Annotated in this window: 17 protein-coding genes, 1 tRNA gene and 1 pseudogene; 3 read left to right on the forward strand and 16 right to left on the reverse strand. The window is 71.3% G+C overall.

Going from position 1 to position 23010, the window contains the following annotated elements:
- Positions 1-62 precede the first annotated feature (62 nt).
- A tRNA-Thr gene (locus ABD287_RS00460) sits at positions 63-138 on the reverse strand.
- Positions 139-251: 113 nt separating this feature from the next.
- On the opposite strand from ABD287_RS00460, the gene ABD287_RS00465 reads away from it, so the two are divergent.
- A complete protein-coding gene (locus ABD287_RS00465; protein ID WP_344166632.1) occupies positions 252-2117 on the forward strand; it encodes a metallophosphoesterase in 1866 nt (621 codons plus the stop codon).
- Here the strand turns inward: ABD287_RS00465 and ABD287_RS00470 are convergent.
- The 6 genes from ABD287_RS00470 to tmk form a co-directional block, all read right to left on the reverse strand.
- Positions 2078-2926: a PSP1 domain-containing protein gene (locus ABD287_RS00470; protein WP_344166634.1), complete on the reverse strand. Its 849-nt coding sequence runs from the start codon at positions 2924-2926 to the stop codon at positions 2078-2080. The genes ABD287_RS00465 and ABD287_RS00470 overlap by 40 nt on opposite strands.
- Before the next feature lie 30 nt (positions 2927-2956).
- A complete protein-coding gene (locus ABD287_RS00475; RefSeq protein ID WP_344166636.1) occupies positions 2957-3610 on the reverse strand; it encodes a hypothetical protein in 654 nt (217 codons plus the stop codon).
- Positions 3610-4122, reverse strand: coding sequence for a hypothetical protein (locus tag ABD287_RS00480; protein ID WP_344166638.1), 513 nt, complete (start codon positions 4120-4122; stop codon positions 3610-3612). The genes ABD287_RS00475 and ABD287_RS00480 overlap by 1 nt, the downstream gene beginning before the upstream one ends.
- Positions 4103-4441, reverse strand: coding sequence for a YbaB/EbfC family nucleoid-associated protein (locus ABD287_RS00485; protein ID WP_344166640.1), 339 nt, complete (start codon positions 4439-4441; stop codon positions 4103-4105). The genes ABD287_RS00480 and ABD287_RS00485 overlap by 20 nt, the downstream gene beginning before the upstream one ends.
- A gap of 126 nt (positions 4442-4567) precedes the next feature.
- Positions 4568-5761: a DNA polymerase III subunit delta' gene (locus ABD287_RS00490; protein WP_425565471.1), complete on the reverse strand. Its 1194-nt coding sequence runs from the start codon at positions 5759-5761 to the stop codon at positions 4568-4570.
- Positions 5761-7755: a dTMP kinase gene (gene tmk, locus ABD287_RS00495; protein WP_344167689.1), complete on the reverse strand. Its 1995-nt coding sequence runs from the start codon at positions 7753-7755 to the stop codon at positions 5761-5763. Before tmk ends, ABD287_RS00490 begins: the two co-directional genes overlap by 1 nt.
- A 464-nt stretch (positions 7756-8219) precedes the next feature.
- On the opposite strand from tmk, the gene ileS reads away from it, so the two are divergent.
- Complete coding sequence (gene ileS / locus ABD287_RS00500; protein ID WP_344166644.1) at positions 8220-11360, forward strand: isoleucine--tRNA ligase; 3141 nt, start codon at positions 8220-8222, stop codon at positions 11358-11360.
- A gap of 11 nt (positions 11361-11371) precedes the next feature.
- Here the strand turns inward: ileS and ABD287_RS00505 are convergent, their stop codons facing one another.
- The 6 genes from ABD287_RS00505 to ABD287_RS00530 all read right to left on the reverse strand — a co-directional run bounded on the left by ABD287_RS00505 (position 11372) and on the right by ABD287_RS00530 (position 19628).
- Complete coding sequence (locus ABD287_RS00505; RefSeq protein ID WP_344167692.1) at positions 11372-11923, reverse strand: TetR/AcrR family transcriptional regulator; 552 nt, start codon at positions 11921-11923, stop codon at positions 11372-11374.
- A gap of 440 nt (positions 11924-12363) precedes the next feature.
- Positions 12364-15198 (reverse strand): type I DNA topoisomerase, encoded by a 2835-nt coding sequence (topA, locus tag ABD287_RS00510; RefSeq protein WP_344166646.1) that lies wholly within the window; start codon positions 15196-15198, stop codon positions 12364-12366.
- Between the two features lie 224 nt (positions 15199-15422).
- Entirely contained in the window at positions 15423-15959 is a 537-nt protein-coding gene (locus tag ABD287_RS00515; RefSeq protein WP_344166648.1) for a hypothetical protein, read from the reverse strand.
- 110 nt (positions 15960-16069) lie between these two features.
- Positions 16070-18490 carry a sodium-translocating pyrophosphatase gene (locus ABD287_RS00520; RefSeq protein WP_344166650.1) on the reverse strand — a complete coding sequence of 807 codons (2421 nt, stop codon included), beginning with the start codon at positions 18488-18490 and terminating at the stop codon, positions 16070-16072.
- 339 nt (positions 18491-18829) lie between these two features.
- A complete protein-coding gene (locus ABD287_RS00525; RefSeq protein ID WP_344166652.1) occupies positions 18830-19270 on the reverse strand; it encodes an ATP-binding protein in 441 nt (146 codons plus the stop codon).
- Positions 19271-19280: 10 nt separating this feature from the next.
- On the reverse strand, positions 19281-19628 hold the full coding sequence (locus ABD287_RS00530) for an STAS domain-containing protein (RefSeq protein WP_344166654.1): 348 nt from the start codon (positions 19626-19628) through the stop codon (positions 19281-19283).
- Positions 19629-19724: 96 nt separating this feature from the next.
- Between ABD287_RS00530 and ABD287_RS00535 the strand changes: the two genes are divergently transcribed.
- The gene (locus ABD287_RS00535) at positions 19725-22094 is read left to right on the forward strand and encodes a DEAD/DEAH box helicase (protein WP_425565442.1); all 2370 of its coding nucleotides are present in this window, start codon (positions 19725-19727) and stop codon (positions 22092-22094) included.
- A 108-nt stretch (positions 22095-22202) separates the two neighbouring features.
- On the opposite strand, the pseudogene ABD287_RS00540 reads toward ABD287_RS00535, so the two are convergent.
- The 3 genes and pseudogenes from ABD287_RS00540 to ABD287_RS00550 form a co-directional block, all read right to left on the reverse strand.
- A pseudogene (locus ABD287_RS00540) lies at positions 22203-22475 on the reverse strand (Rv3654c family TadE-like protein); the annotation flags it as partial.
- Complete coding sequence (locus ABD287_RS00545; RefSeq protein WP_344166656.1) at positions 22475-22801, reverse strand: TadE family type IV pilus minor pilin; 327 nt, start codon at positions 22799-22801, stop codon at positions 22475-22477. The gene ABD287_RS00545 and the pseudogene ABD287_RS00540, both read right to left, overlap by 1 nt.
- Positions 22802-22836: 35 nt before the next feature.
- Complete coding sequence (locus ABD287_RS00550; protein ID WP_344166658.1) at positions 22837-23001, reverse strand: DUF4244 domain-containing protein; 165 nt, start codon at positions 22999-23001, stop codon at positions 22837-22839.
- Positions 23002-23010 lie beyond the last annotated feature (9 nt).

Genomic DNA, 23010 nt, shown 5'->3' on the forward strand with positions numbered 1-23010 from the left:
TCCGACAAGGTCAAAGGCCCGGGTCATGGTCCGTCAAGAACGGTCTGACCTGGGCCTTTGGGTGGAGCCGCCTGACAGAATCGAACTGTCGACCTACGCATTACGAGTGCGTCGCTCTACCAACTGAGCTAAGGCGGCAACGATGGATCAGTGTACGCGATCCGCCATCGGCGCATGCGGGGTGGCGGGCTGCGCCACGAGATGGCGGGCGATCCGACGACGAGCCGGAGGCGCCCCGCTACCCTCGATCCATGACCGGCGATGCCTCCGCCCCGCGCGTAGCGTCCGACCCCAGCCACGAGGCCGGACCGGGCGATCCCGCGACCAGGGACAAAGCGTCTCGCCGGGCGGCCCGGCTACCGCGCCGCCCGGCGAGCCTGGATCCGCGCGAGTTGGGTTTCACGCCCCGCGGACCGGTGCCGTGGCTGGCGCCGTTGCTGCTGTTGAGCACCGGGCTACGGTCGCTGCTGGCGACGCTGTTCGGGGCGTACCTGGACAAGCGGGAGTTGCAGAACTCTCTGCCGTCGGACATTCACCACCAGCCCGGCGACGGTGGCGAGCTGTGGTTGGACTATGTCGCGGACCTCGGTGACGGCTTCGACGCCACGTACTCGGTGGCGTACCTGTTGGCGCAACCCGAGTTGGTCGTCGACGGGCAGCGGCTGCCGCGCGGGCATGCGCTGGTGCTGGGCGGCGACCAGGTTTACCCGACGGCGAGCATGGACGACTATGAGGACCGATTCAAAGGGCCCTACCGGTCCGCGCTGCCGGTTCCACCGCCGTCGGGGCCGCGGCCGACCATGTACGCGCTGCCGGGCAACCACGACTGGTACGACGGCCTGACCGCTTTCCTGCGGGTGTTCGTCCGGATGAGGACCGGGTCGGTGGGCGGATGGCGGACGGAGCAGTCGCGGTCCTACTTCGCGGTCCGACTGCCCGGGGACTGGTGGCTATACGCCATCGACGAGCAGTTCGGATCCTACCTAGACGATCCGCAGTTGCGGTACTTCGAGCAGGCTGGCGGACAGCTACGGTCCCATCACCGGGTGATTCTGGCGACCCCGTCTCCGTCGTGGGTGAAGGCAAGCGACCGGCCGGACGCCTACGACACCCTCGACTACTTCCTCCGCACGGTGATTGCTCCGACCGGGGCGAGCGTCCGGCTCATCCTGGCCGGCGACCTGCACCACTACGCCCGGTACCACGGCCCCGACCGGGAGCTGATCACCTGCGGCGGGGGCGGGGCCTACCTTGCCGGCACGCACCAGCTGCCGTCGACGGTGACGGTCCCCTCGCCGGATGCCATCCGGCCCGACCACAGTCCGCCGCGGACGTTCACGCTCGCGGGCGCCTTTCCGACGGCGCAGCGGTCCCGCCGGTACGCCTGGGGCGTGGTGGCCCGGCTCCCGTGGCGCAACCCCGGCTTCCTCACCATGCTGGGCATCCTGCACACGCTGTGGATGCTTAGCATCGCCGAGCTGGTAGTAGGACCGGGCGACGGCGAGGAGCAACGGCTGTTCAGCATCCCGGCCGGCATCATGCTGACCATGATGACGCTGGCGACGGTCCTGTTCGCCAAGCCGCCGAGCACCGGCGCCCGGCGGACCGCCAGGCATGTGACGCTCGGTCTGGCGCACGGGGTCGCGCACCTGGCGCTGGGGCTGGGCGGGGCGTTGCTGTGGACGCGACTGCCGGTCATCGACTGGGTGTGGCCGCTGCCGCCCTTGACGGCCGCTGCCGTGTACGGGCCGGCGCTGGGGGTGCTGGGTGGGGTGCTGGTGGCGGTGTATCTGCTGGTCGCCAGCCTGTTCCGGGTCAACCTGAACGAGTTGTTCGCCGGCCAGGGGATCGAGGACGCCAAGTCGTTCCTGCGCCTGCGGATCACCGACGACGGCACGCTGACGATCTACCCCCTGGCCGTCGACAACGTCTGCCACCAGTGGCGCCCGCGCCCGGACGACCCCGCCGACGCGCCCTGGCTGGCCCCCGCCACCCCCCTGACCGTCCGGCTTGCCGAGCCGCCCATCGTACTGACCCCGGGCGGGCCGGCCCCGGGCGAACCAGCGGGCACTGCCGCTCAGGCCGGGGTGTCAGCGCCGGCCGGCCGGGACTCGTAGGCGCGGCGCGATCCGCAGACCTCGGACAGGCCGCACCGCTTCGTCGAACCGTCGGAGACCTGCCGGACGGTCACCGTCCCGCTCGGGGGATGACGGGAGACGACCTTCGCGGACCCGTCCGGCGTCTCGACCCGCTGGCCGGCCGCGGGGTAGTCGCCGCCGTCGGCGTACAACGGGTGCTCGTACTTGAGGCAGCACATCAGCCGGCCGCACGCGCCGGAGATCCGCATCGGGTTCAGCGGAAGGTCCTGTTCCTTGGCCATCCGGATGCTCACCGGCTCGAAATCGGTGAGGAACGTGGCGCAGCACAGGTCCCGCCCACAGGAGCCGATGCCGCCCTGGACCCGGGCGGAGTCGCGGGCGCTGAGCTGACGCAGCTCCACCCGGTGTCGCAGGGTGGCGCCGAGGTCCCGCACCAGGGAACGGAAGTCGACCCGGTGCGGCGCGGTGAAGTAGATCGTGGTCCGCGCCGAGGCGTCGCTGGTGGCCAGGAGGTGGTCCACGCCGACGATTTTCATGGGGAGGTCGTGGTCCCGGATGAGGCGTTTCGTCGCGACCTTGGCCTCAGCCTTGGCGCGGCGCAGCAGCTCGTCGCGCCGCAGCTCCGGCTCGCCCGCGATGCCCACCAGGCGGGGGAAGCCCGCGGTGTCCTCCTCAACCCAGCCGGCCGCCCATACGCACTCGGCCACCTCGGGGCCCTCGTCGGTGGGCACCAGGACGCGGTCGCCGACCTGCGGCCGGAGGTCCCCGGGATCGAGGTAGTACAGCCGCCCGTAGCGGTTGAAGCTGACCGCGCACAACATGCCCATCCCGCAAGCCTGCCACTTGCCGGTGGCGGCTCAGGGGCGGGACCCGACCACCCGGACGCCGTCCGCCCAGACGACAGCTGACGGGCTGCCGAGCGGCGCGTACTCCACCCGTCGCCCCCACGCCTCGATGAGGCGCTGCCCGTCGTCGTAGACGGCCGCGAGCGCCCCCAGCACCTCGGCGGCGATGTCGGCCGCCGCGCTGACCACGTCCAGGTCGGGGCCGGCGTTCCCGGTGAGCGTGACCGCCTGGGCCGATCCGATGACCCGGCCGAGGGTGCGGGCCAGTTCGGTGCGGGCGGTCACCATCCACGCGGCGATCGCCTCCCCGTAGGCGACGGTGTCCCCCATTCGGGCGGCGGCGCCGTCGTCGATCTGGGTGGCGAGCGCCCCGGCGCGGTGCGCGTACGCCTGTGCGGCCGGGCCGGACCAGGTCGGGGAACAGCTCACCGCGTGGTGGGTCGCCGCGTAGGCCTCACCGAGCGGGCCGAGGTCTCGGCGGGCCGAGGCCAACGCCCCCGGGCGTAACGCGACGACCGCGGCCACCGCGTCGACGGGGAGCGCGCCCAGCTCGCGCAGCAGGGGACCGACCGCATGGCCGGCGGGCACCCCGGCGTGGCGGATCACGCTCTCGACCTTGTGGAGCATCGGCCAGGCGGCCTCCAGGACGAGGTCCAACGCGTCCATCACGTCTCCCGACGTCCGAGCAGAGCGCTCGCGGCCGCGTCGACGTCGGCGTAGGCGGCCCCGGCCCGACGCACCACCGCGTCGAGTTCGGTGAGCTGCTCGATCGTTTCGCCGATCTCGCGCTGCCGGGCGAGCAGCGTCTGGCTCCAGTGTCCGAACAGCTCACGGCCCAACGCTCCGGCGCGGCCGCCGTGGTCGCCGCCGAAGTCGACCGCCGAGCCTTCTGAGGCGGCCAGCCGGGGCGCAGCGGCGGCGAGCCGGTCGCCTGCCTCGCTCAGCGAGTCGGACACGCTGATGAGGTCACGGACGGCCAGGGTGTGCGAGGCGGCCGGGGTGTGCGAGGCGGCCGGGAGACCGTCGGTCGGCACGGGCTCGGCGATCCTGTCGCCGGGCGGCGGGACCGAGGCGGCAGCGCCGAACCCGGGCGGATGCGGGGCGAGCGCCTCGAGGTCGGCCAACACCGGCGTCCGTGGCGGCAGGCGGTGGGTGTCGCTACCGGTCATGCTGTCCACGCAGGACCCCCTTGAGCGAAGGGAACTCACTGAACACGTCCCGCCATAGCTTGTCTCTGGCCCACCTGGCGCCGTCAACGGCCGCGGTGACGGCTTCCAGAACCGAGGAGGCGAGTTTGTCCCCGCGCGCTTCCCGGGTGAACCGGATACCGGTGATGTCACCGGCGGCGGTCACCCGGACCTCTACCCACCCGTCGGCCGAACGAACCGTGACCTCCAGCCGCGCCGCCGCTCCGGCGAACTCGGCCTGGCGCTTCTCGATCTGCCGGTGCCGCTCGAGAGCGTCATCCAACCAGGACTCGTCAATCTCCACCGGCATACCGCAAGACCACCCTTTCCAGCTGACGACAACACGTCAGCGACCGGTGACGGATGACGCTCAGTCCCCCGGTTGGGCACGGTACCTGGCGAATGTGGCCGCAGTCGTCACACTGTCGGCTTTCGGTCAGCCCCGCCAGAGCGCGAGCGTCATCGCCTCGGCGGCGATCCGCGGCTTGACATTGGCGGCGATCGCCGCCCGGCAGGCCAACACGGCCTCCAACCTACGCAGGGCGCTCTCCGCGGACCAGGCGGCCGCGGCGCGGGCGGCCGCGGCGGCGACCTCGCCGTGCACCTGGGGGACGTCGGCGCGGAACTGTCGGGAGAGGACGTCGCGGTAGAACCCGGCGAGGTCGACGAGGGCGCGGTCGAGGGCGTCGCGTTGGGCCCGGGTGGCGCGGGACTTCTGACGCCGCTCCAACTCTTTGAGCTGACCGCCGGCCCCACGAATCGCGCCGGCGGCGCCCCGGCCGGTGCCGCCGGCGCCGAGTGCGGTCTCCAGAGCGGAGCGTTCCGCGCCGTCCGTCTCGGCCACTGTCGCGGCTGCCTCCGCCTCAGCGGCGGCGATGAGCGCGGCGGCGGCGTCGAAGCAGGCGCCGACGCCGGTGAGCTGTTGCGGGATAGCCAGGACGGCGGCCTGCCGCTCCCGGGCCGCCGGGTCGCTGGCCAACCGGCGGGCACGCCCCACATGGCCCTGGGCGGCCGCGGCGGCCCAGGCTGCCCGGTCGGCGGGGATGCCGTCGCGGCGGGCGAGCACGGCGGCCACGTCGGCGGCGGCGGGCTGGCGCAGCGGGACGACCCGGCACCGGGACCGGATGGTCACCGAGATGTCATCGGGGTGGGTGGACGGGGCGCACAACAGGAAGACGGTTCGCGGCGGCGGTTCCTCGATCGCCTTGAGGAGGGCGTTTCCGGCGGCTTCGGTGAGCCGGTCGGCGTCCTCCACCAGCACCACCTGCCAGCGTCCGCCGGATGGGGCGCTGGCCGCCCGCAGGATCAGCGCGCGCATCTCGCCGACGCCGATCGACAGCCCTTCCGGGGCGACGACCCGCACGTCGGCGTGGGTGCCGGCAAGGGTCGTGTGGCAGCCGCGGCAGGTTCCGCAGCCGGCGCCGGTGTGGCACTGGAGCGCGGCGGCGAACGCGCGGGCGGCCACCGACCGGCCGCTGCCGGGTGGCCCGGTGAAGATCCAGGCGTGGGTCATGGCGGCGGTGTCCCCGGGCTCGCCGCGCAGCAACGCGGCGGCGGACGAGGCGGCGGCGGCCAGTGTGGCGACCACCTCGGCCTGGCCGACCAGATTCTCGAAGACCGGGGCGCCCATCATCGGACGCCCACGGCGGGGCCGGAGACGTCGGCGGCGGCGAGCACCTCGCCGACCCGGTCGCGGATCCGCTCCGACAGCTTGTCGCGGTCGGCGGCGGCGTCGATGACGAGGTACCCGGTGGGGTCCTCGGCCGCCCGGTCGAGGAACCCGTTACGGACCCGTTCGTGGAACGCCACCGACTCGGCCTCCAACCGGTCCGCCGACCCGCGCGACGCCACCCGCGCCAGCCCCACCGCCGGATCGATGTCGAGCAGCACCACCAGGTCGGGGGTGAGGTGGTTGGTGGCCCAGGAGGAGAGCCAGGCGAGGTCGGCCACGGCCAGTTCCCGGCCCGCGCCCTGGTAGGCCAGCGACGAGTCGACGTAACGGTCGCTGATGACGATCTCCCCGCGCTCCAACGCCGGCCGGACGACCGTCGCGACATGGTGCGCCCGGTCGGCGGCGTACAGCAGCGCCTCCGCCCGCGCCGTGGGCGCCGGCGCGCCGTCGGGATGGTCCAGCAGCAGCGCCCGGATCTGGGCGCCGATGCGGGTGGCGCCGGGCTCGTGGGTGACGGTGACGGCCCGACCCTGGGACCGCAGCGCCTCGGCGAGCGCCGCGACCTGGGTCGACTTGCCGGCGCCCTCGCCGCCTTCGAAGACGACGAACAGCCCGGTCGTGACCGCTGGCGGCGTCATCGTCAGCGGGCGCCCGCGCATCGACCACCAGAGGTCGGCCAGCACCGGGACGCCGGGCTTGTCGTCCATCTGTCGGAACGCGCTGATGCCGGCGACGACGCTCACCACGCCGGCGACCAGCAACAGCACCCGGGTCGACGACAGCGACACGTCGACCACGCCGATGTTGACGCGCCGGGAGCCGGCGACGCCGGCCAGGGTGGCGGCGAGTCCGATGGCGAGCACGAGCACCGCCCGGGTGGCGGTCTGGATGAACGCGAAGACCCGGCCCCGGACGTCGTCGCCGACCTCGCTGCCGAGCAGGGTGGTGCCGGCCAGGAACGCCATTCCGGCGCCGGCGCCGACGAGCACCGCGCCGATGAGGGCCATGGACAGGTGGATCGCCAACGCCAGGATGAACACCGACGCCCCGGCCAGCACGATGCTCAAACCGAACCAGCGGCGACGCGACAACGCACGGACGAGGGCGGGGCCGGCGCCGATGCCGATGCCCAGGCCGATGAACATGGCGCCGAACAGCAGGTAGAAGGCGGCTTCGCCGGCCGAGAGGGATCGGGCGAAGAACGGCGCGGCGCCGATGACGACGCCGGCGCAGGCGAACGCCCCGAGGATGCCCAGCACCAGGCCGCGGACCAGCCGGGTCGTGCCGATGTACTTCCAGCCGTCGATGAACTGCCGCAGCATGCTCTCGCTGTCGCGGGGCGCGGCGCTGGCGCGTCCGCTGATCTCCTTGATGCCGTAGAAGACGACCACGGCGAGCGCCAGCCGGGAGAAGGCGTTGAAGTACATCGACAGGCTGGCCGCTTCGGCCCAGGTCGGCGGGGTCGGCACGGCCGAGCGCAGCACCCGGTCCAGCGCCGACAGCCCCAGCGCGGCGGCGACCGGGGCCAGTCCGTAGGTGGTGATGAGGGTGAGCTGGTTGGAGGTTTCGAGCCGGCTCCGCGGGATGAGGTTGGGGACCGCCGCTTCCTTGGCCGGGATCCACACCAGGGTGATGCTCTCGATGAGGAAGGTGGCGATGCCGGCCCAGCCGACGGTCGCCACGGCCGAGCCGCCGAACAGCGGCACCAGGGGGATCGACAGGAACAGCAGGAACCGCAGCAGGTCACAGACGACCATCGTGTAGCGACGGTCCCACCGGTCGGCCAGGACGCCGGCGATCGGGCCGAGGACCAGGGCCGGGAGCAGCCGGACGACGATGAGGGAGCCGAACGCGACACCTTTCGCGGCGTCGCTGTCGACCTGGGCGGAGGCGAACGTCGCGGTGGCCAGCAGGCCGAGCCAGTCGCCGAGCGAGGCGACGCCGAGGACCATCCAGAGCCGCCGGAAGGGGCGGATCCGCAGCACCGAGCGCAGGGCGGCCAGGCCGCCGAGGTCGACCTGGTTGGCGGCGGAGGGGGGCGCGGTGGTGGCACGGGGCCCGCTGGCGCCGTTGTCCTCGCTGGCGTTGATGTCCGTACCCCTTAGTGAATCCGGACCGCACGTGCGCGCGGTCGCGGCAATCACTGTAGCGGCGGTCGCCGACCCGGCCGGCCGGACGTCTTACCGGATTTAATTCTAAATCAGGCATTACGTTCGCGTATGGTGCCTTCGGTCGCCGGATCGATACCGCCGAGGAGTCCGCGCATCTCGCGCAGCCGGGGCCCCGCCGAGCGGGTCCGGCTGGATGAGGCGGCGGCGCAAGAGCCGCCAGCCCCATATGCGACGGCGGCGACCCAACCGGCGGCGATACGATGCAGCGTTGCCTATCGCCGACCGGTCCCCGAGAGGAGTCGCAGGTGTCCCGATCGCCGTTCACCGCCCTGCCGCCACGGATCGACCTGCCGGCCATCGACCACGAGATCCTGGCCTTCTGGCAGGAGCGTGACATCTTCGGCAAGACGCTGGCCGCCACCGCCGACGGCCCCCGCTGGGTCTTCTATGAGGGCCCCCCGACGGCCAACGGCCGCCCCGGGACCCACCACGTCGAGGCCCGCGTCTTCAAGGATGTCTTCCCCCGGTTCAAAACCATGAAGGGTCACCACGTGCCCCGGATGGGCGGCTGGGACTGTCACGGCCTGCCCGTGGAGATCGCCGTCGAGAAGCAGTTGGGCATCAACGGCAAGGGCGAGATCGAGAAGTACGGCGTGGCCGCCTTCAACGACCGGTGCCGCGAGTCGGTCATGAAGCACGTCGCCGACTTCGAGCAGATGACCGAACGCTGTGGTTACTGGCTCGACATGGACCACCCCTACCGGACGATGGACCCGTCGTATGTGGAGAGCGTGTGGTGGGCGCTGTCGCAGATCTTCGACAAGGGTCTGCTCGTCGAGGACCACCGGGTGGCCCCGTACTGCCCGCGCTGCGGCACCGGGCTGTCCGACCACGAGGTCGCCCAGGGTTACGAGAACATCGTCGACCCGTCGGTGACGGTCCGGTTCCCGCTGGTCGAGCCGGTCGCCGGGCACTCTGGGGCTGAGCTGCTGGTCTGGACGACCACCCCGTGGACGCTGGTGTCGAACACCGCCGTCGCCGTCCACCCGGACGTCACCTACGTGCTGGCCCGCGCCGCCGACGGCCTGTTCGTGGTCGCCGAACCGCTGCTGGCGGCGGTGCTCGGCGAGGACGCCGAGGTCGTCGCGTCCTTCCCGGGCCGGGCGCTGGAGCGGGCCGCGTACCGACGCCCGCTGGACCTCATCGACATCCCGGACGCCCACTACGTCATCCTGGCCGACTACGTCACCACCACCGACGGCACCGGCGTGGTGCACCAGGCTCCGGCGTTCGGCGCCGACGACCTGGCGTCCTGCCGCTCGTACGGGCTGCCGGTGGTCAACCCGATCGGCCCGGACGGGCGCTTCGACGCCGCCGTCCCGATGGTCGGCGGAATGTTCTTCAAGGACGCCGACGCGACGCTCACCGACGAGCTGCGCGCGCGCGGCGTGCTGTTCAAGGCCGTGAAGTACGAGCACAGCTACCCGCACTGCTGGCGCTGCCACACGCCGCTGATGTACTACGCGCAGCTGTCCTGGTACATCCGCACCACCGGAATCCGCGACGCCCTGCTGCGGGAGAACGCGAAGACCGGCTGGCACCCCGAGCACATCCGGGACGGACGTTTCGGCGACTGGCTCACCAACAACGTCGACTGGGCGCTGTCGCGCAACCGGTACTGGGGCACCCCGCTGCCGCTGTGGCGCTGCGAGGCCGGGCACCTGACCTGCGTCGACTCCCGGGCAAAGCTGTCCGAGCTCACCGGCGCCGACCTGTCCGGGCTGGACCCGCACCGCCCTTACATCGACGAGGTCACTTTCGCCTGCCCGCAGTGCTCAGGCGTGGCGCGCCGGGTGCCCGAGGTCATCGACGCCTGGTTCGACTCCGGGTCGATGCCGTTCGCCCAGTTCGGCTACCCGCATCTGCCGGGCAGCGCGGAGAAGTTCACACAGGCGTACCCGGCGCAGTTCATCGCCGAGGCCATCGACCAGACCCGCGGCTGGTTCTACACCCTCATGGCCATCGGCACGCTGGTGTTCGACCGGTCCTCGTACGAGAACGTGCTGTGCCTGGGGCACATCCTGGCCGAGGACGGCCGGAAGATGTCCAAGCACCTGGGCAACATCATCGAGCCGATGCCGCTGATGGACAGGCACGGCGCGGACGCCCTGCGCTGGTTCATGCTGTGCTCCGGCTCCCCGTGGGGCTCCCGTCGGGTCGGCGACACGCCACTTGAGGAGATTGTCCGGCGGACGCTGCTGACGTACTGGAACACCGTCTCGTTCTTCACCCTGTACGCCGAGGCCAACGACTGGACGCCCGGTGACGGCCCCGCCGAGCCAACCCCGTTGGACCGCTGGCTGCGCGCCGAGCTGCACCACCTCGTCGGCGCGGTCGACGCGGCGATGGAGGACTACGACACCGCCACCGCCGGACGGCTCCTCGCCGAGTTCATCGATGACCTGTCCAACTGGTACGTGCGGCTGTCGCGGTCCCGGTTCTGGTCCGGCGACCCGGCGGCCATGGGCGCCCTGTACGAGACGATCAACGTGCTGACCAGGCTGTTGGCACCGCTGACGCCGTTCGTCGCCGAGCACGTGTGGCGTTCGGCGGTGCTCGCCGGCGGCCCCGACGCGCCCGAGTCGGTGCACCTGTCGGCCTGGCCCACCGTCGACGAGTCCGCGTTGGACGACGCGCTGCGCTCCGAGATGGCGACCGTCCGGGCGCTGGTGGACACCGGTCGGGCCGCCCGCAAGGCCAGCAGCCTACGGGTACGGCAGCCGCTGGCCCGCGCGCTGCTCGGCGTCCCCGAGGGCGCCATGCCGTCCGACGAGCTGCTGGCATACGTGTCGGAGGAGCTGAACGTGCGTTCGCTGGCGCCGCTGGCCGCCGCCGGCGAGGTCGTCGACATCACCGTGAAGCCCAACTTCCGGGAGCTGGGCAAGCGGTTCGGCGGGCGGACCCAGTTCGTCGCCAAGGCGATCACGGCGGCCAACCCGGCGGAGCTGGCCGCGGCGGTCGCCGACGGCGGCGCCTACGAGGTTCTAGTCGACGGCGACAAGACCCCGGTGACCAGCGACGACGTCCTGGTGACCCAGGCGCCGCGCTCGGGCTGGGCGGTATCCACGCAGCGGGGGGTGACCATCGCCCTCGACGCGACGATCACCCCCGAGCTGCGTCGGGCCGGTCTGGCCCGGGAGGTCATCCGGCTGGTCCAGGAGGCCCGTAAGCAGGCCGACCTGGCGATCACCGACCGCATCACGCTGGTGTGGTCGGTGGCGGGCCCGGCGGACGGTCCCGGCGCCGGGACCGCCACGGCGGTCCGGGAACACGCCGGCGAGATCGCCGACGCGGTGCTCGCCACGTCCATGTCCGAAGTTGACACCGGGCCCGCCGCCACCGTCGAGGACGACCTGGGCTTCGCCTTCACCATCACCCGCGCCTGACCGACGCGCTGTCACGCCGTGACGTGGCGTTCCAGATACTGGCGGATGAGGGCACGGGCCTCGTCCAGAACGGCCGGGTCGCCGTCGGGGTGGCGGCGGAACGCCATCTTGATGAGGGCGTCCGCTGCCTGGAAGGCCACCTCCAGGGTGAACCGCAGCGTCGCGGTGTCCGCCATCGCGAACTTGCCCGCCAGAGCCAACGCCAACTGGTCGGCGATGACGCCGTTGTTGTCCCGCTCCGGGTCGAGCAGGTGGACGTCGACGACGTCACCAAAGTGCAGGGTCCGGAACCCGGGAACAGTCCGGTGCATCTCGATGTACTCGTCGACGGCCGCGTCGACGCCGTCCCACCAGTATGGGAACTCACCGGCGGTGAACCGTCCGGCCAGTCGCTCCAGATACGCCTCCATGTTGCGGACCGTCAGGGCCTGCACAATGGCCCGCTTGTCGGGAAAGAACTGGTACACCGAACCAATAGCGACGCTCGCCCGCTCGGCGAGCAACGTCGTTGTGAGCGCCTCGTAGCCGACCTCGTCGACAAGTTCGGCGCACGCGTCGAGCATTCGTTTGACCCGAGCCACACTGCGGCCCTGGACCGGAACTCGACGCAACGGCCCGCTGGCGACAGAAGCCGTCACCCGGGCACCCCCTCTCGCATTGCCCGACGCGGCGTCAACAGCTGCCCGCCGGGATGACGAATCGCAGAAACTACCCTCCCTAACGATCGGGGCGGGGTGTCCGCTCGCGTCTGCCCCGAACTCACGGCGCGCCGACGGGCCGCCAACCGCTAGATTGGCGTTCATCATTGTCTTACTGACGCCCCCAAGCAAGAGATCGGTGCCGATGCGGGTCTACGGCCGAACCCTCCGTGACCAGCACATTCATCTGAAACGACGGATTCAGGTGGGTGAGATCACCCGCAGGGGCTCGACCGCTCCCGGAGACTGACCGGAACGGCGTGGCGGTCCGGCGCCCGCTCCTGGGCCGCTTCCGGAAGCTGCGCCTAAGCAGTCGCAGCCGGTGTCTTGGCCGCCGTCTTCTTGACCGCTGGCGTCTTCTTGTCCGCCGTGGTCTTTGCCGTCGCCGTTTTCTTGGCGGCCGTCTTCTTGGCGGTGGTCTTCTTCGCGGTGGTCTTCTTCGCGGGGGTCTTCTTCGCGGCCCCGTCAGCGGTCTTCTTCACGGCCTTCTTGGCCGCCTTCTTCTTCGGCGCCGGGCCCTTCGCCCGCTTCTCGGCCAGCATCTCGGAGGCCAGCTCGACGGACATCTCCTCAATGGTCTGCCCGCGCCGCAGCGACGCGTTGAACTCGCCGTCAGTTACATAGGGGCCGAAGCGACCATCCTTGATGACCATCGGCCGCTCGGTGAGCGGGTCATTGCCCAGCTCCCGGAGCGGCGGCTTGGCCTCCCGACGCTGCCGGGCCTTCGGCGCGGCCAGCAACGCCAACGCCTCGTCCAGAGTGACCGTGAAAATCCTGTCCTCGGTCTCCAGCGAACGGGACTCCTCGCCCTTCTTCACGTAAGGCCCGTAGCGCCCGGCCAGCGCCAGCACCTCGGCGCCGTCCGGCGCGACCCCCACCAGCCGGGGCAGCCGCAGCAGCTCCACCGCCTGCTCAAGGGTCAACTCGTCCGGTGTCTGGGACTTCAGCAACGACGCGTTCCTGTCCCCGCTGCTGACGTACGGGCCGAACCGACCCGACTTGAGCGTGACCAGGTCCCCGGTCTCCGGGTGCTGACCCAGCTCACGCTCGCCGCCGCCGGCCAGGAACAGCTCGTCCACCTTCTCGGGGCTCAACTCGTCCGGCGCCAGACCCTCCGGCAGCGCCGCCCGCTCGCCCTCCGGCGGCGTCTCACCCTCCGCTGTCGGCCCCGCCGGCGTGCGTTGCAGGTACGGCCCGTACCGACCGACCCGCACGACGACGTCGCGGCTCTCGGCGTCGGTGAACAACGGGATCGAGTTGACGCTGCGGGCGTCGATCTCGCCGAGGTTCTCGGTGACGAGCTTCTTGAGCCCGCCCTCGCGGGCCACCGACCCGAGCGCGGCAGAGTCTGAGCCGAAGTAGAACGCGGTGAGGAAGTCCTTCGCGGCGGCCTGGCCGCCAGCGATGTCGTCCAGCTCGTTCTCCATGCCTGCGGTGAAGTCGTAGTCGACCAGGCGCGGGTAGTAGCCCTCCATGAGCCCGATCACCGCGAACGCTGTGAATGACGGGATGAGCGCCTGACCGCGCTTGACGACGTAGCCACGGTCCTGGATCGTCCGCATGATCGACTCGTAGGTGGACGGGCGACCGATGCCCCGCTCCTCCAACGCCTTGACCAGCGAGGCTTCGGTGTACCGGGCCGGCGGCTGGGTGGTGTGCCCGATCGCGGCCAGCTCGTCGGCGGTCAACGGCTGGTCCTTGGCCAACGTCGGCAACCGGCGCTCGGCGTCCTCGGCCTCGGCGTTCTCATCGTCGCTGGACTCCACGTACGCCTTCAGGAAGCCCGGCTCGGTGATGGTCTTGCCGGTGGCCCCGAAATCGGCCTCCTCGTTGGAGGTAGACACCGCGCGGATCCGCACCGACACCGACGAACCCACCGCGTCGATCATCTGGGACGCGACGGTGCGCCGCCAGATCAGCTCGTACAGCCGGTGCTCCTCCGCTGACAACTCGCCAGCCACCTCGCCCGGGGTGCGGAAGTTGTCGCCCGCCGGGCGGATCGCCTCGTGCGCCTCCTGGGCGTTCTTGGCCTTCGAGGTGTACCGGCGCGGTTCCGTCGGCACATTACGCTCACCGTACAACTCGGCGATCTGCCGCCGGGCCGCCGCCAACGCCGTCTCGGACAGGTTCACCGAGTCCGTTCGCATGTACGTGATGTAACCGCTCTCGTACAGCCGCTGCGCCGTCCGCATCGTCTGCTGCGCGGAGAAACGCAGCTTGCGCGACGCCTCCTGCTGCAACGTCGACGTGATGAACGGGGCGTACGGCCGACGCCGGTACGGCTTCTCCTCGACCCGGGTCACCGTGAACGGACGGTCGGCGAGCCTGGCGGCCAGGCCACGTGCGCCGTCGGCGTCCAGGTGGACAGCCCCCACACCGGCCTTGAGCAGCCCGGTAGTGGCCTCGAAGTCCTTGCCGGTGGCGACCCGGTCCCCGCCGAGCGCCACCAGGGTGGCGCTGAACGTCCGCGGGCCGTCACCCGGCCGCTGCACCGCGAGCGTGGCGGTGATGTCCCAGTACTCGGCGCTACGGAACGCCATCCGCTGGCGCTCGCGCTCCACCACGATGCGGGTGGCCACCGACTGCACCCGGCCCGCCGACAGCTTCGGCATGACCTTCTTCCACAGCACCGGCGACACCTCGTAGCCGTACAGGCGGTCCAGGATGCGACGGGCCTCCTGGGCGTCCACCAGGTCGCGGTCGATCTCCCGCGGGTTCGCCACCGCCGCCTGGATCGCCGGCTTGGTGATCTCGTGGAACACCATCCGACGCACCGGGACCTTCGGCTTCAACGTCTCCACCAGGTGCCAGGCGATCGCCTCGCCCTCGCGGTCCTCATCCGTCGCCAGCAGGATCTCGTCCGCGTCCGCCGCGAGCTGCTTGAGCTTGGCGATGTGCTGTTTCCGGTCCGCCGACACCACGTACAGGGCGGCGAAACCGTTGTCGACGTCAACGCCGAGCCGGGCCCACGCCTCGCCCTTGTGCTTGGCCGGCACGTCCGCGGCGTTGCGCGGCAGGTCACGGATGTGGCCGAGACTGGCCTCCACCACATACCCAGGGCCGAGATAGCCAGAGATCGTCTTGGCCTTCGCCGGTGACTCGACGATGACCAGACGGGTCCTGCTCGCGCTGCTCGCCACGGCTCTCCTTGACTTCATTTCCGCCCACGCCGCCTGCGCTGTCGGTGACGCTGGGTGCCGACCACGGTGCCCGGCCACAGCCGACATCCAAGGTAACGCGCCTGCCGTAGGCCGATTTGCCCGGGCCGGCGCTCCGGCTGCTCCCGCGACAATAGCCCTGTGACCGCCACCGGCATGTCACTGCGCCACCTAAACCACCGCCATGAGCGGTCCAGCGCCACCCATCACTGACAGTCAGGAACCTGCTCGAACGCCCGCTTCAGCTCAGCCGACTCCAGCCGGGACGTGTCCAGGACGCCGGCGTCGTACTCGCGTTGCAGAGTGGTCATCGCCGCCGCCACCCCGTCATAGAAGGGCTCGGCCTCGGTGGTCGGCAACACCGAGACCGTGTCACGGGCCCCGCCGTACGCGTCGCGGACCGCCGCCAGGGTCGCCTGGAACCGGCGAGCCACCAGGTCCCCGTTGTCGACGTCCGGCGTCCCGGCCCGGACCACGCCCCGCCACGCGGCGTCACTGGCGTCGTGGGCGCCGCCGAGCAGCCGGGTCAGGTTCTCGCGCGCCTGCGGGGGCGTGGTGCGGGCGGTCATCTGTTCCTGGGTGGTGCGGGTCAGTTGGCCGATCTGCGCCCGCCACGGGCTCATCGCCCGGCACACCGCCGTCGCCCAGGCCGGGGCGCCCGGGCCGCTGGCGCAGCCGCCGGCCAGGCCGGCGAAGGTTACGAGGACGGCGACCGCCGCCGCGGGAGCTCGAAGCGAGGGCATGCCGAGCAGCGTACGAGTTTCCCAACGACGAATGTCGATCGGACCCTCCGCTGTGGAGAGTCCGATCGACATTCGTTATCTACAGCGCGCCTGTCCCGGGACCAGCGCGGTCAGACGTTCACCCGCGCCGGGCGCTGGCCGGGCGTCGACCGGCCGGGGAGTCCGTCGTCCCCACCGTTTCCGCCGCCGCGGCCGACGCCGCTGGCATCGTCGTCCATGGCCACCGGTCGACGCTTGGAGAACGCGACCGCCGCCACGATCACCGCGGTCGCCACGAGCGCGATGGTCACCCGCAGCCCGGTGTTGGCCTCGTCGCCGATGCTGTACGCCACCACCGCCGGGGCGATGAGCAGCGACACCAGGTTCATCACTTTGAGCAGCGGGTTGATCGCCGGTCCGGCGGTGTCCTTGAACGGGTCGCCGACGGTGTCACCGATGATCGTGGCGGCGTGCGCCTCGGAACCCTTGCCACCGTAGGCGCCGTCCTCGACCAGCTTCTTCGCGTTGTCCCAGGCGCCGCCGGAGTTGGCCAGGAACACCGCCATCAAGGTGCCCGCGCCGATGGCGCCGGCAAGGTAGCTGGCCAGGGCGCCCGCGCCCAGGCCGAAACCGACCGCGATCGGCGCCAGGATGGCCAACAGGCCCGGGGTGATCAGCTCACGCTGGGCGTCCCGGGTACAGATGTCGACGACCCGACCGTACTCGGGGCGCTGGGTGCGGTCCATGATCCCCGGGAACTCGCGGAACTGACGTCGGACCTCCATGACGACCGCGCCCGCGCTGCGGGAGACAGCGTTGATGGCCAGCCCGGAGAACAGGAACACCACCGCGGCGCCGATGATCAGGCCCACCAGGTTGCGCGGGTTCGACACGTTCATGAGATTGAGCACCTCGGTGCCGACGTCGCCGATCCCGGCCTCGGTCAGCGAGCTGACCAGCGTGTTCGTGTACGAGCCGAACAGCGCGGTGGCGGCCAGGACCGCCGTCGCGATCGCGATGCCCTTGGTGATGGCCTTCGTCGTGTTGCCCACGGCGTCCAGTTCGGTGAGCGTGCGGGCACCCTGCTCGTCGACATCGCCGGACATCTCCGCGATGCCCTGCGCGTTGTCGGAGATCGGGCCGAAGGTGTCCATCGCCACGATCACCCCGACGGTGGTGAGCAGACCGGTGCCGGCCAACGCCACGGCGAACAGCGACAGCGTGATCGAGCCGCCGCCGAGCAGGAACGCGCCGAAGACGCCGCCGCCGATGAGCAGCGCCGAGTAGACCGCCGACTCCAGCCCGACGCTGATGCCGGCCAGCACGACCGTCGCCGCGCCGGTGAGCGAGGACTTGCCGATGTCCCGCACCGGGCGGCGGGTCGTCTCGGTGAAGTAGCCGGTCAGCGCCTGGATCGCGGCGGCGATGAGAATGCCGATGATCACCGCGGCGATGGCGACACCCCGGGGCCCGAGCGGCAGGTCCCCGTCGACGTCCAGGACCGTGCGCCACTGGTCACCCAGCAGCTGCGCCCAGGTGGGCTGCAGGTACAGCGTCGCGACAAGCCACACCGCGAGCGCCGACAACACCGCCGAGGCGTAGAACGCCCGGTTGATCGCGGTCAGGCCGGAGCGGTCGGACTTACGCAGCCGGGTGATGAAAACGCCGACGATCGCCACGATGACGCCGATGGCGGAGACGATGAGCGGGAACACCAGCCCGGACTCGCCGAAGGCCGCGCGGCCGAGGATCAGCGCCGCCACCAACGTCACCGCGTACGACTCGAACAGGTCGGCCGCCATACCCGCGCAGTCGCCGACGTTGTCGCCGACGTTGTCGGCGATGGTGGCCGGGTTACGGGCGTCGTCCTCGGGGATGCCCTTCTCGACCTTGCCGACCAGATCGGCGCCGACGTCGGCGGCCTTGGTGAAGATGCCGCCGCCGACCCGCATGAACATCGCCAGCAGGGCGGCGCCGAAGCCGAAGCCTTCCAGCACGGTCGCGGCGTCGCCCTTGAAGATGAGGACGACAGAAGCGGCGCCGACCAGTCCGAGGCCGACGGTGAGGAAGCCGACGACGCCTCCGGTGCGGAACGCGATCCGCATGGCGTTCTCGCGGCCGCCGGCGGCCTCCCGTGCGGCCGCGGCGACCCGCAGGTTGGCCCGGGTGGCCAGGGCCATCCCGGCGCCGCCGATGAACGCGCTGAAAACTGCGCCGACGACGAAGAACGCCGACCGGCCGATCTTCACCATCGTCTCGTCGCCGGAGACGTCATGCACCGGGAGCACGAACAGCAGCGCCACGGCGAGCACGACGAAGATCGCCAGCGTCTTGAACTGCCGGTACAGATACGCCGACGCGCCCTCCTGGACCGCGGCGGCGATCTCCTGCATCTTCTCGGTGCCCTTGCCGGTCGCGAGCACCGAGCGGGTGAGCGCGGCTGCGAAGCCCAACGCCACCAGGGCGATGACCGCCGCGACAACGATATAGCTGACGTTGTCGCCGGTAAGGGATGTCGCTCGGCCCTCAGCCGACAAGTAAATATCGGACATCCAGTCCTCCTGTACGAACGCGCGCCCGCAGCGATGGGGAATCACCGACGCGGACGGGCACTCCGCCTCGGGCCGGTCCCGTGCGGAGCACGTGAAAGCCGCGTGCGGGCGCACGAAAGCCCAGCTCACGGCGCCCGGAGCCGCACCAGCGCGAACCCCGGGGTTGACCCGCGTACCTTAACTGCCTAATTGTCCGAAAACAGGAAAGTTAGTGCGTTGTGTCTGGGTGATATCGTGCGCGCGCCGCCGCCGAAGATAAAGAGGCGCGCGGCATTTGTTCTCGAATGCCGGAACAGGCGACCAGCGCGAACGCGGAGAATCAGCGCGCGACGAGCAGGGTCAGCGGCGGCTACGTGCCCAGGACATCCGGACCTCGGTGCCGATGCCATCAGCCACCGGGCGCACCTGGAGATCCTCCACCAGACCGGCCAGGAGCGCGAAGCCCACCCCGACGGTCAGCGCCTCGTCGGTGAGGGACTCGTCGGCAAGCTCGTCGGGCGGCAACGCCGTCAGGCCCAGACCCGCCTCGATCGGCGCGCGGTCGATCACCCGCACCGTGTACGGCTCGTCGTCGGAGATCTCCACCTCTACCTGGTCCCGCAGGCCGTACTGCCGGTGCAGAGCCACCGCACGGGCACACGCCTCGCCGATGGCCAGCCGCACCTCGTCAAGCAGCTCGTCCCGGACGCCCGCCCGCCGCGCCACCGCGACACCGACCAACCGCGCGGTGCGCACGTGCACCGGCGCCGGGGAGAAGCGAAGCCGCACGCTCGCCATCAACGGGCCACCCTCACGCGGCCGAGCCGTCGCCGACCGCGGCCTCCACTGTGTCATGCAGCGGGAAAACCTGATCGAGAGCGGTGATCCGGAAGATCTTCAGCAGCGGTTCCTTGGAGCACACCAGGCTGAATGTCCCGCCGATCGGACGAAGTCGCTTCATCGCGCCGACCAACACGCCGAGCCCGGTGGAGTCGAGGAACTCGACCCGGCCGAGATCGACGACGATCGCGCGGACGCCGCCGTCGATGAGGCCCTGCAACCGCTCGCGCAGTCTGGGCGCCGTGTAGACGTCGACCTCGCCGCCGACCTCCAGCACCGTGTAGCCGTTGACAGTGCGGGTCGTCAGCGCCAGCTCCATCCGGTGAACCTCCCTACGCGCCCGCGGCCGCCCAGGCTGGGCCGGATCTACTCCGCACCGAAATCTAACCATCGACGTACAGCACGACGCACCCCGATGGGGACTTTCTGCCCCGAGCGGTTGGACGCTAACCCCCGCGGGCGCCACAGTGCAGGCGTGACCAGCGCGCCGACTTCGGATGGCACTCCCACCGCCGCCCCATTCGCCAGCGAGTTGCTCGACCGGCTCACCCGACGGGTCGGTCGCGGCGCGCTTCTACATGTGGTGGAAATGGCCGCCCGTCCCGGCGAGGCGACCCCGTGGCCGGACTGGACGCCGCCGCAGCTCCGGGCCGCGTACGCGGCCCGAGGGGTCAGCAAGCCGTGGCGGCACCAAGCGGAAGCGGCGGAGCTTGCCCATCGCGGCGACCACCTCGTCATTGCCACCGGCACCGCCTCCGGCAAGTCGCTGGCATACCAGCTGCCGGTCCTGTCGACCCTCCTGACCGATCCTCGGGCGACCGCGCTGTACCTGTCGCCGACCAAGGCGCTCGCCGCCGACCAGCTGGGCAGCCTGACCGGGCTCGACCTGGCCGACGTGCGCCCGGCCGGATATGACGGCGACACCCCACGCGATGAACGGGACTGGGCCCGCCAGCACTCCCGACTGGTGCTCACCAACCCGGACATGCTCCACCACGGCATCCTGCCCGGGCACCGCGGCTGGGCGTCGTTCCTGCGGCGCCTGCGCTACGTCGTCATCGACGAGTGCCACAGCTACCGCGGCGTGTTCGGCACGCATGTCGCCCACGTCCTGCGCCGGCTCCGCCGGTTGACCGGACCGCAGGTGACCTTCGTGCTCGCCTCGGCGACCACCGGCGACCCGGCCGGCGGCGCCACCAGGCTGACCGGTCTTCCGGTCCGGGCGGTCAGCGTCGACGGGTCGCCGCGGGCGGCCGTGACGTTCGCGCTGTGGGAGCCGCCGTTGCTGCCCGGCGGCCTCGATGGGCAACGCAGATCCGCGCTCACCGAGGCCGCCGACCTGCTCGCCGATACGATCATCGAAGGGCGTCGGGCGTTGGCCTTCGTCCGGTCACGCCGCGGCGCCGAAGTCGTGGCCAGGGCGACCGCGGGCATCCTCGACGAGGCCGTCGCGGGTCTGGGCGCCCGGGTCGCCGCTTACCGCTCCGGGCTGCTGCCCGAGGAACGTCGTGACATCGAACGACGGCTGCGCAGCGGAGAGTTGCTGGGCGTGGCCTCCACCAACGCCCTGGAGCTGGGGGTCGACATCACCGGTCTCGACGCCGTGATCATGTGCGGCTACCCGGGCACCCGGGCGTCGATGTGGCAGCAGGCGGGACGGGCCGGGCGACGCGGGCAGGACGCCGTCGCGGTGCTTATCGCGCGCGACGACCCGCTCGACAACTACCTGGTCCACCACCCTGACGCGTTGTTCGAACGGCCGGTGGAGGCGACGGTGCTCGACCCCACCAATCCTTACGTCCTGGGGCCCCAGCTCTGCGCCGCCGCTGCGGAACGGCCGCTGACAGCTGACGACATCGACCTTTTCGGCGGGGCTGTCGCCGCCGCGACCGTCAAGCAACTGGTCACCGACGGGGCGCTGCGACGACGGCCCACCGGCTGGTACTGGACCCATCGCGGTCGACCCGATGTCGACCTGCGGGGGTCCGGCGGGCAGGTCACCATCGTCGAATCGGCCACCGGTCGCCTGCTGGGGCTGGCCGACACCGCCTCGGCGTCCTACCTGCTGCACCCAGGGGCGGTGTACCTGCACCAGGGATCGCCGTACCTGGTGGAGACCCTCGATCTGGAGTCCGACGTCGCGCTGGTGCGGGCCGAGGCGCCGGACTGGTCGACACACGCCCGCGACGTCACGTCGCTGACGGTGACCGGGGTGCGCCGGTACCGGGACGCCGGCCCGGTCGGGCTCTTCCTCGGCGACGTGCAGGTCACCAACCAGGTGGTTTCCTACCAACGACGACGACTCAGCTCCCGGGAGGTCATCGACACCCGGCCGCTGGACCTGCCGGCCCGGAACCTGCGAACGGTGGCGGTGTGGTTCACCGCTTCCACGGCGTCGTTGGCCGGCGCCGGCATCGACATCGCGGACACGGCCGGGGCGCTGCACGCCGCCGAGCATGCCGCTATAGGTCTGCTTCCGCTCGTGGCTACCTGCGACCGGTGGGACATTGGCGGACTGTCCACTGTCGCCCATGTTGACACCGACGCGCCGACGGTGTTCGTCTACGACGGCCAACCCGGCGGCGCCGGATTTGCCGAGCGCGCCTACGAGGTGGCGCCGGGATGGCTCACCGCCACCAGAGACACCATCGCCGAATGCGGCTGCGCGACCGGCTGCCCGTCGTGCGTTCAGTCGCCCAAGTGCGGCAACGGCAACAACCCACTGGCCAAGGATGCCGCCATCAGCGTGCTGGACGTGGTGTTGCAGGCCCTGGCCGGCCGCTGACGTCGCCCCGGACTCATCCGTGGCGGCAGGGGCGCCCGGCGCCCGCGCCGGGCCGGCCCGGGCGGTGGCGGTCACTTCCCTCTCGACCTCAGGCAACGGTCGGACCTGTCTGCCGACGGTGACGGTCAGATCCCACCCGGACCTCACGCAACCGATGAGCCTGGCGCCATTGGCGGCGGCAAACCTGCCAGCGGCATCGCAGCCCGGCCCGGCCCGTAGGGTGGCCGCTGCCCCGGCGAGCGCTGCCAGGTCCGCTGCCGCCTGCGCCTGGTGGCGGCCGGCGACGGCGGCCCCGACGGCGGCGCCGACCACGCCGCCGCCGACCACGAGCAGGCCGAAGGTCGCCAGCCACAGCGAGGCCGCGCCGCGGTCCCGCTCCATCACCGTTCCGAGGGAACGACTGGCGCCCCTGGCTCCAAGGCGGCGATGGCGACCGCCGATACGGTGACAGGGACGCGGAACCGTCCGATGCCGACCGCCGGGGCGGCCACCGTGGCCACCGCCTGATCGCCATCGACCGTGACCCGGATGACCGCTCCGGGGATGGGCGCGCGGGGCGCTGTCCCGCCCCGTGCTACCGCCAGCGCCGCGTCCCGCGCCGCGTCGACACACCGCAGCCTGGTGGTCGCCGCGGAGACCGCGGCGCCACCCACCGCAAACAGCAGCAGCAACGCGGGCAGTCCGGCGGCGAACTCGGCGGTGAACATCCCGCTGTCGCCTCGCCAGCGATACCTCGGGCGCCTCACCCGAGCGCCCTCTCGACGAGGCCGGTGAGCGCGCTCTGGACTTTCGCGCTGGTGACAACCTTGAGCAGCAGGCCGGCGAAGGCCACCGCCGCGAGAATGCCGACGGCGTACTCGGCGGTTGCCATCCCGGTGTCGCGGCGAAGGCGGGCGATTCGTTTCATCATGGCTTT

It is taken from the genome of Pilimelia columellifera subsp. columellifera (assembly GCF_039532605.1).
Lineage (GTDB): Bacteria > Actinomycetota > Actinomycetes > Mycobacteriales > Micromonosporaceae > Pilimelia > Pilimelia columellifera.

What these genes read in the sequence shown, in the direction of transcription:
- ABD287_RS00550 (WP_344166658.1), bottom strand. Translation starts at nt 23,001, where the DNA reads ATGAAACGAATCGCCCGCCTTCGCCGCGACACCGGGATGGCAACCGCC.
- ABD287_RS00515 (WP_344166648.1), bottom strand. Translation starts at nt 15,959, where the DNA reads ATGCCCTCGCTTCGAGCTCCCGCGGCGGCGGTCGCCGTCCTCGTAACC.
- ABD287_RS00505 (WP_344167692.1), bottom strand. Translation starts at nt 11,923, where the DNA reads ATGCTCGACGCGTGCGCCGAACTTGTCGACGAGGTCGGCTACGAGGCG.
- ABD287_RS00465 (WP_344166632.1), top strand. Translation starts at nt 252, where the DNA reads ATGACCGGCGATGCCTCCGCCCCGCGCGTAGCGTCCGACCCCAGCCAC.
- ABD287_RS00485 (WP_344166640.1), bottom strand. Translation starts at nt 4,441, where the DNA reads ATGCCGGTGGAGATTGACGAGTCCTGGTTGGATGACGCTCTCGAGCGG.
- ABD287_RS00530 (WP_344166654.1), bottom strand. Translation starts at nt 19,628, where the DNA reads ATGGAGCTGGCGCTGACGACCCGCACTGTCAACGGCTACACGGTGCTG.
- tmk (WP_344167689.1), bottom strand. Translation starts at nt 7,755, where the DNA reads ATGGTCCTCGGCGTCGCCTCGCTCGGCGACTGGCTCGGCCTGCTGGCC.
- ABD287_RS00475 (WP_344166636.1), bottom strand. Translation starts at nt 3,610, where the DNA reads ATGGACGCGTTGGACCTCGTCCTGGAGGCCGCCTGGCCGATGCTCCAC.
- ABD287_RS00490 (WP_425565471.1), bottom strand. Translation starts at nt 5,761, where the DNA reads ATGGGCGCCCCGGTCTTCGAGAATCTGGTCGGCCAGGCCGAGGTGGTC.
- ABD287_RS00470 (WP_344166634.1), bottom strand. Translation starts at nt 2,926, where the DNA reads ATGGGCATGTTGTGCGCGGTCAGCTTCAACCGCTACGGGCGGCTGTAC.
- ABD287_RS00520 (WP_344166650.1), bottom strand. Translation starts at nt 18,490, where the DNA reads ATGTCCGATATTTACTTGTCGGCTGAGGGCCGAGCGACATCCCTTACC.
- ABD287_RS00535 (WP_425565442.1), top strand. Translation starts at nt 19,725, where the DNA reads ATGGGGACTTTCTGCCCCGAGCGGTTGGACGCTAACCCCCGCGGGCGC.
- ABD287_RS00545 (WP_344166656.1), bottom strand. Translation starts at nt 22,801, where the DNA reads ATGTTCACCGCCGAGTTCGCCGCCGGACTGCCCGCGTTGCTGCTGCTG.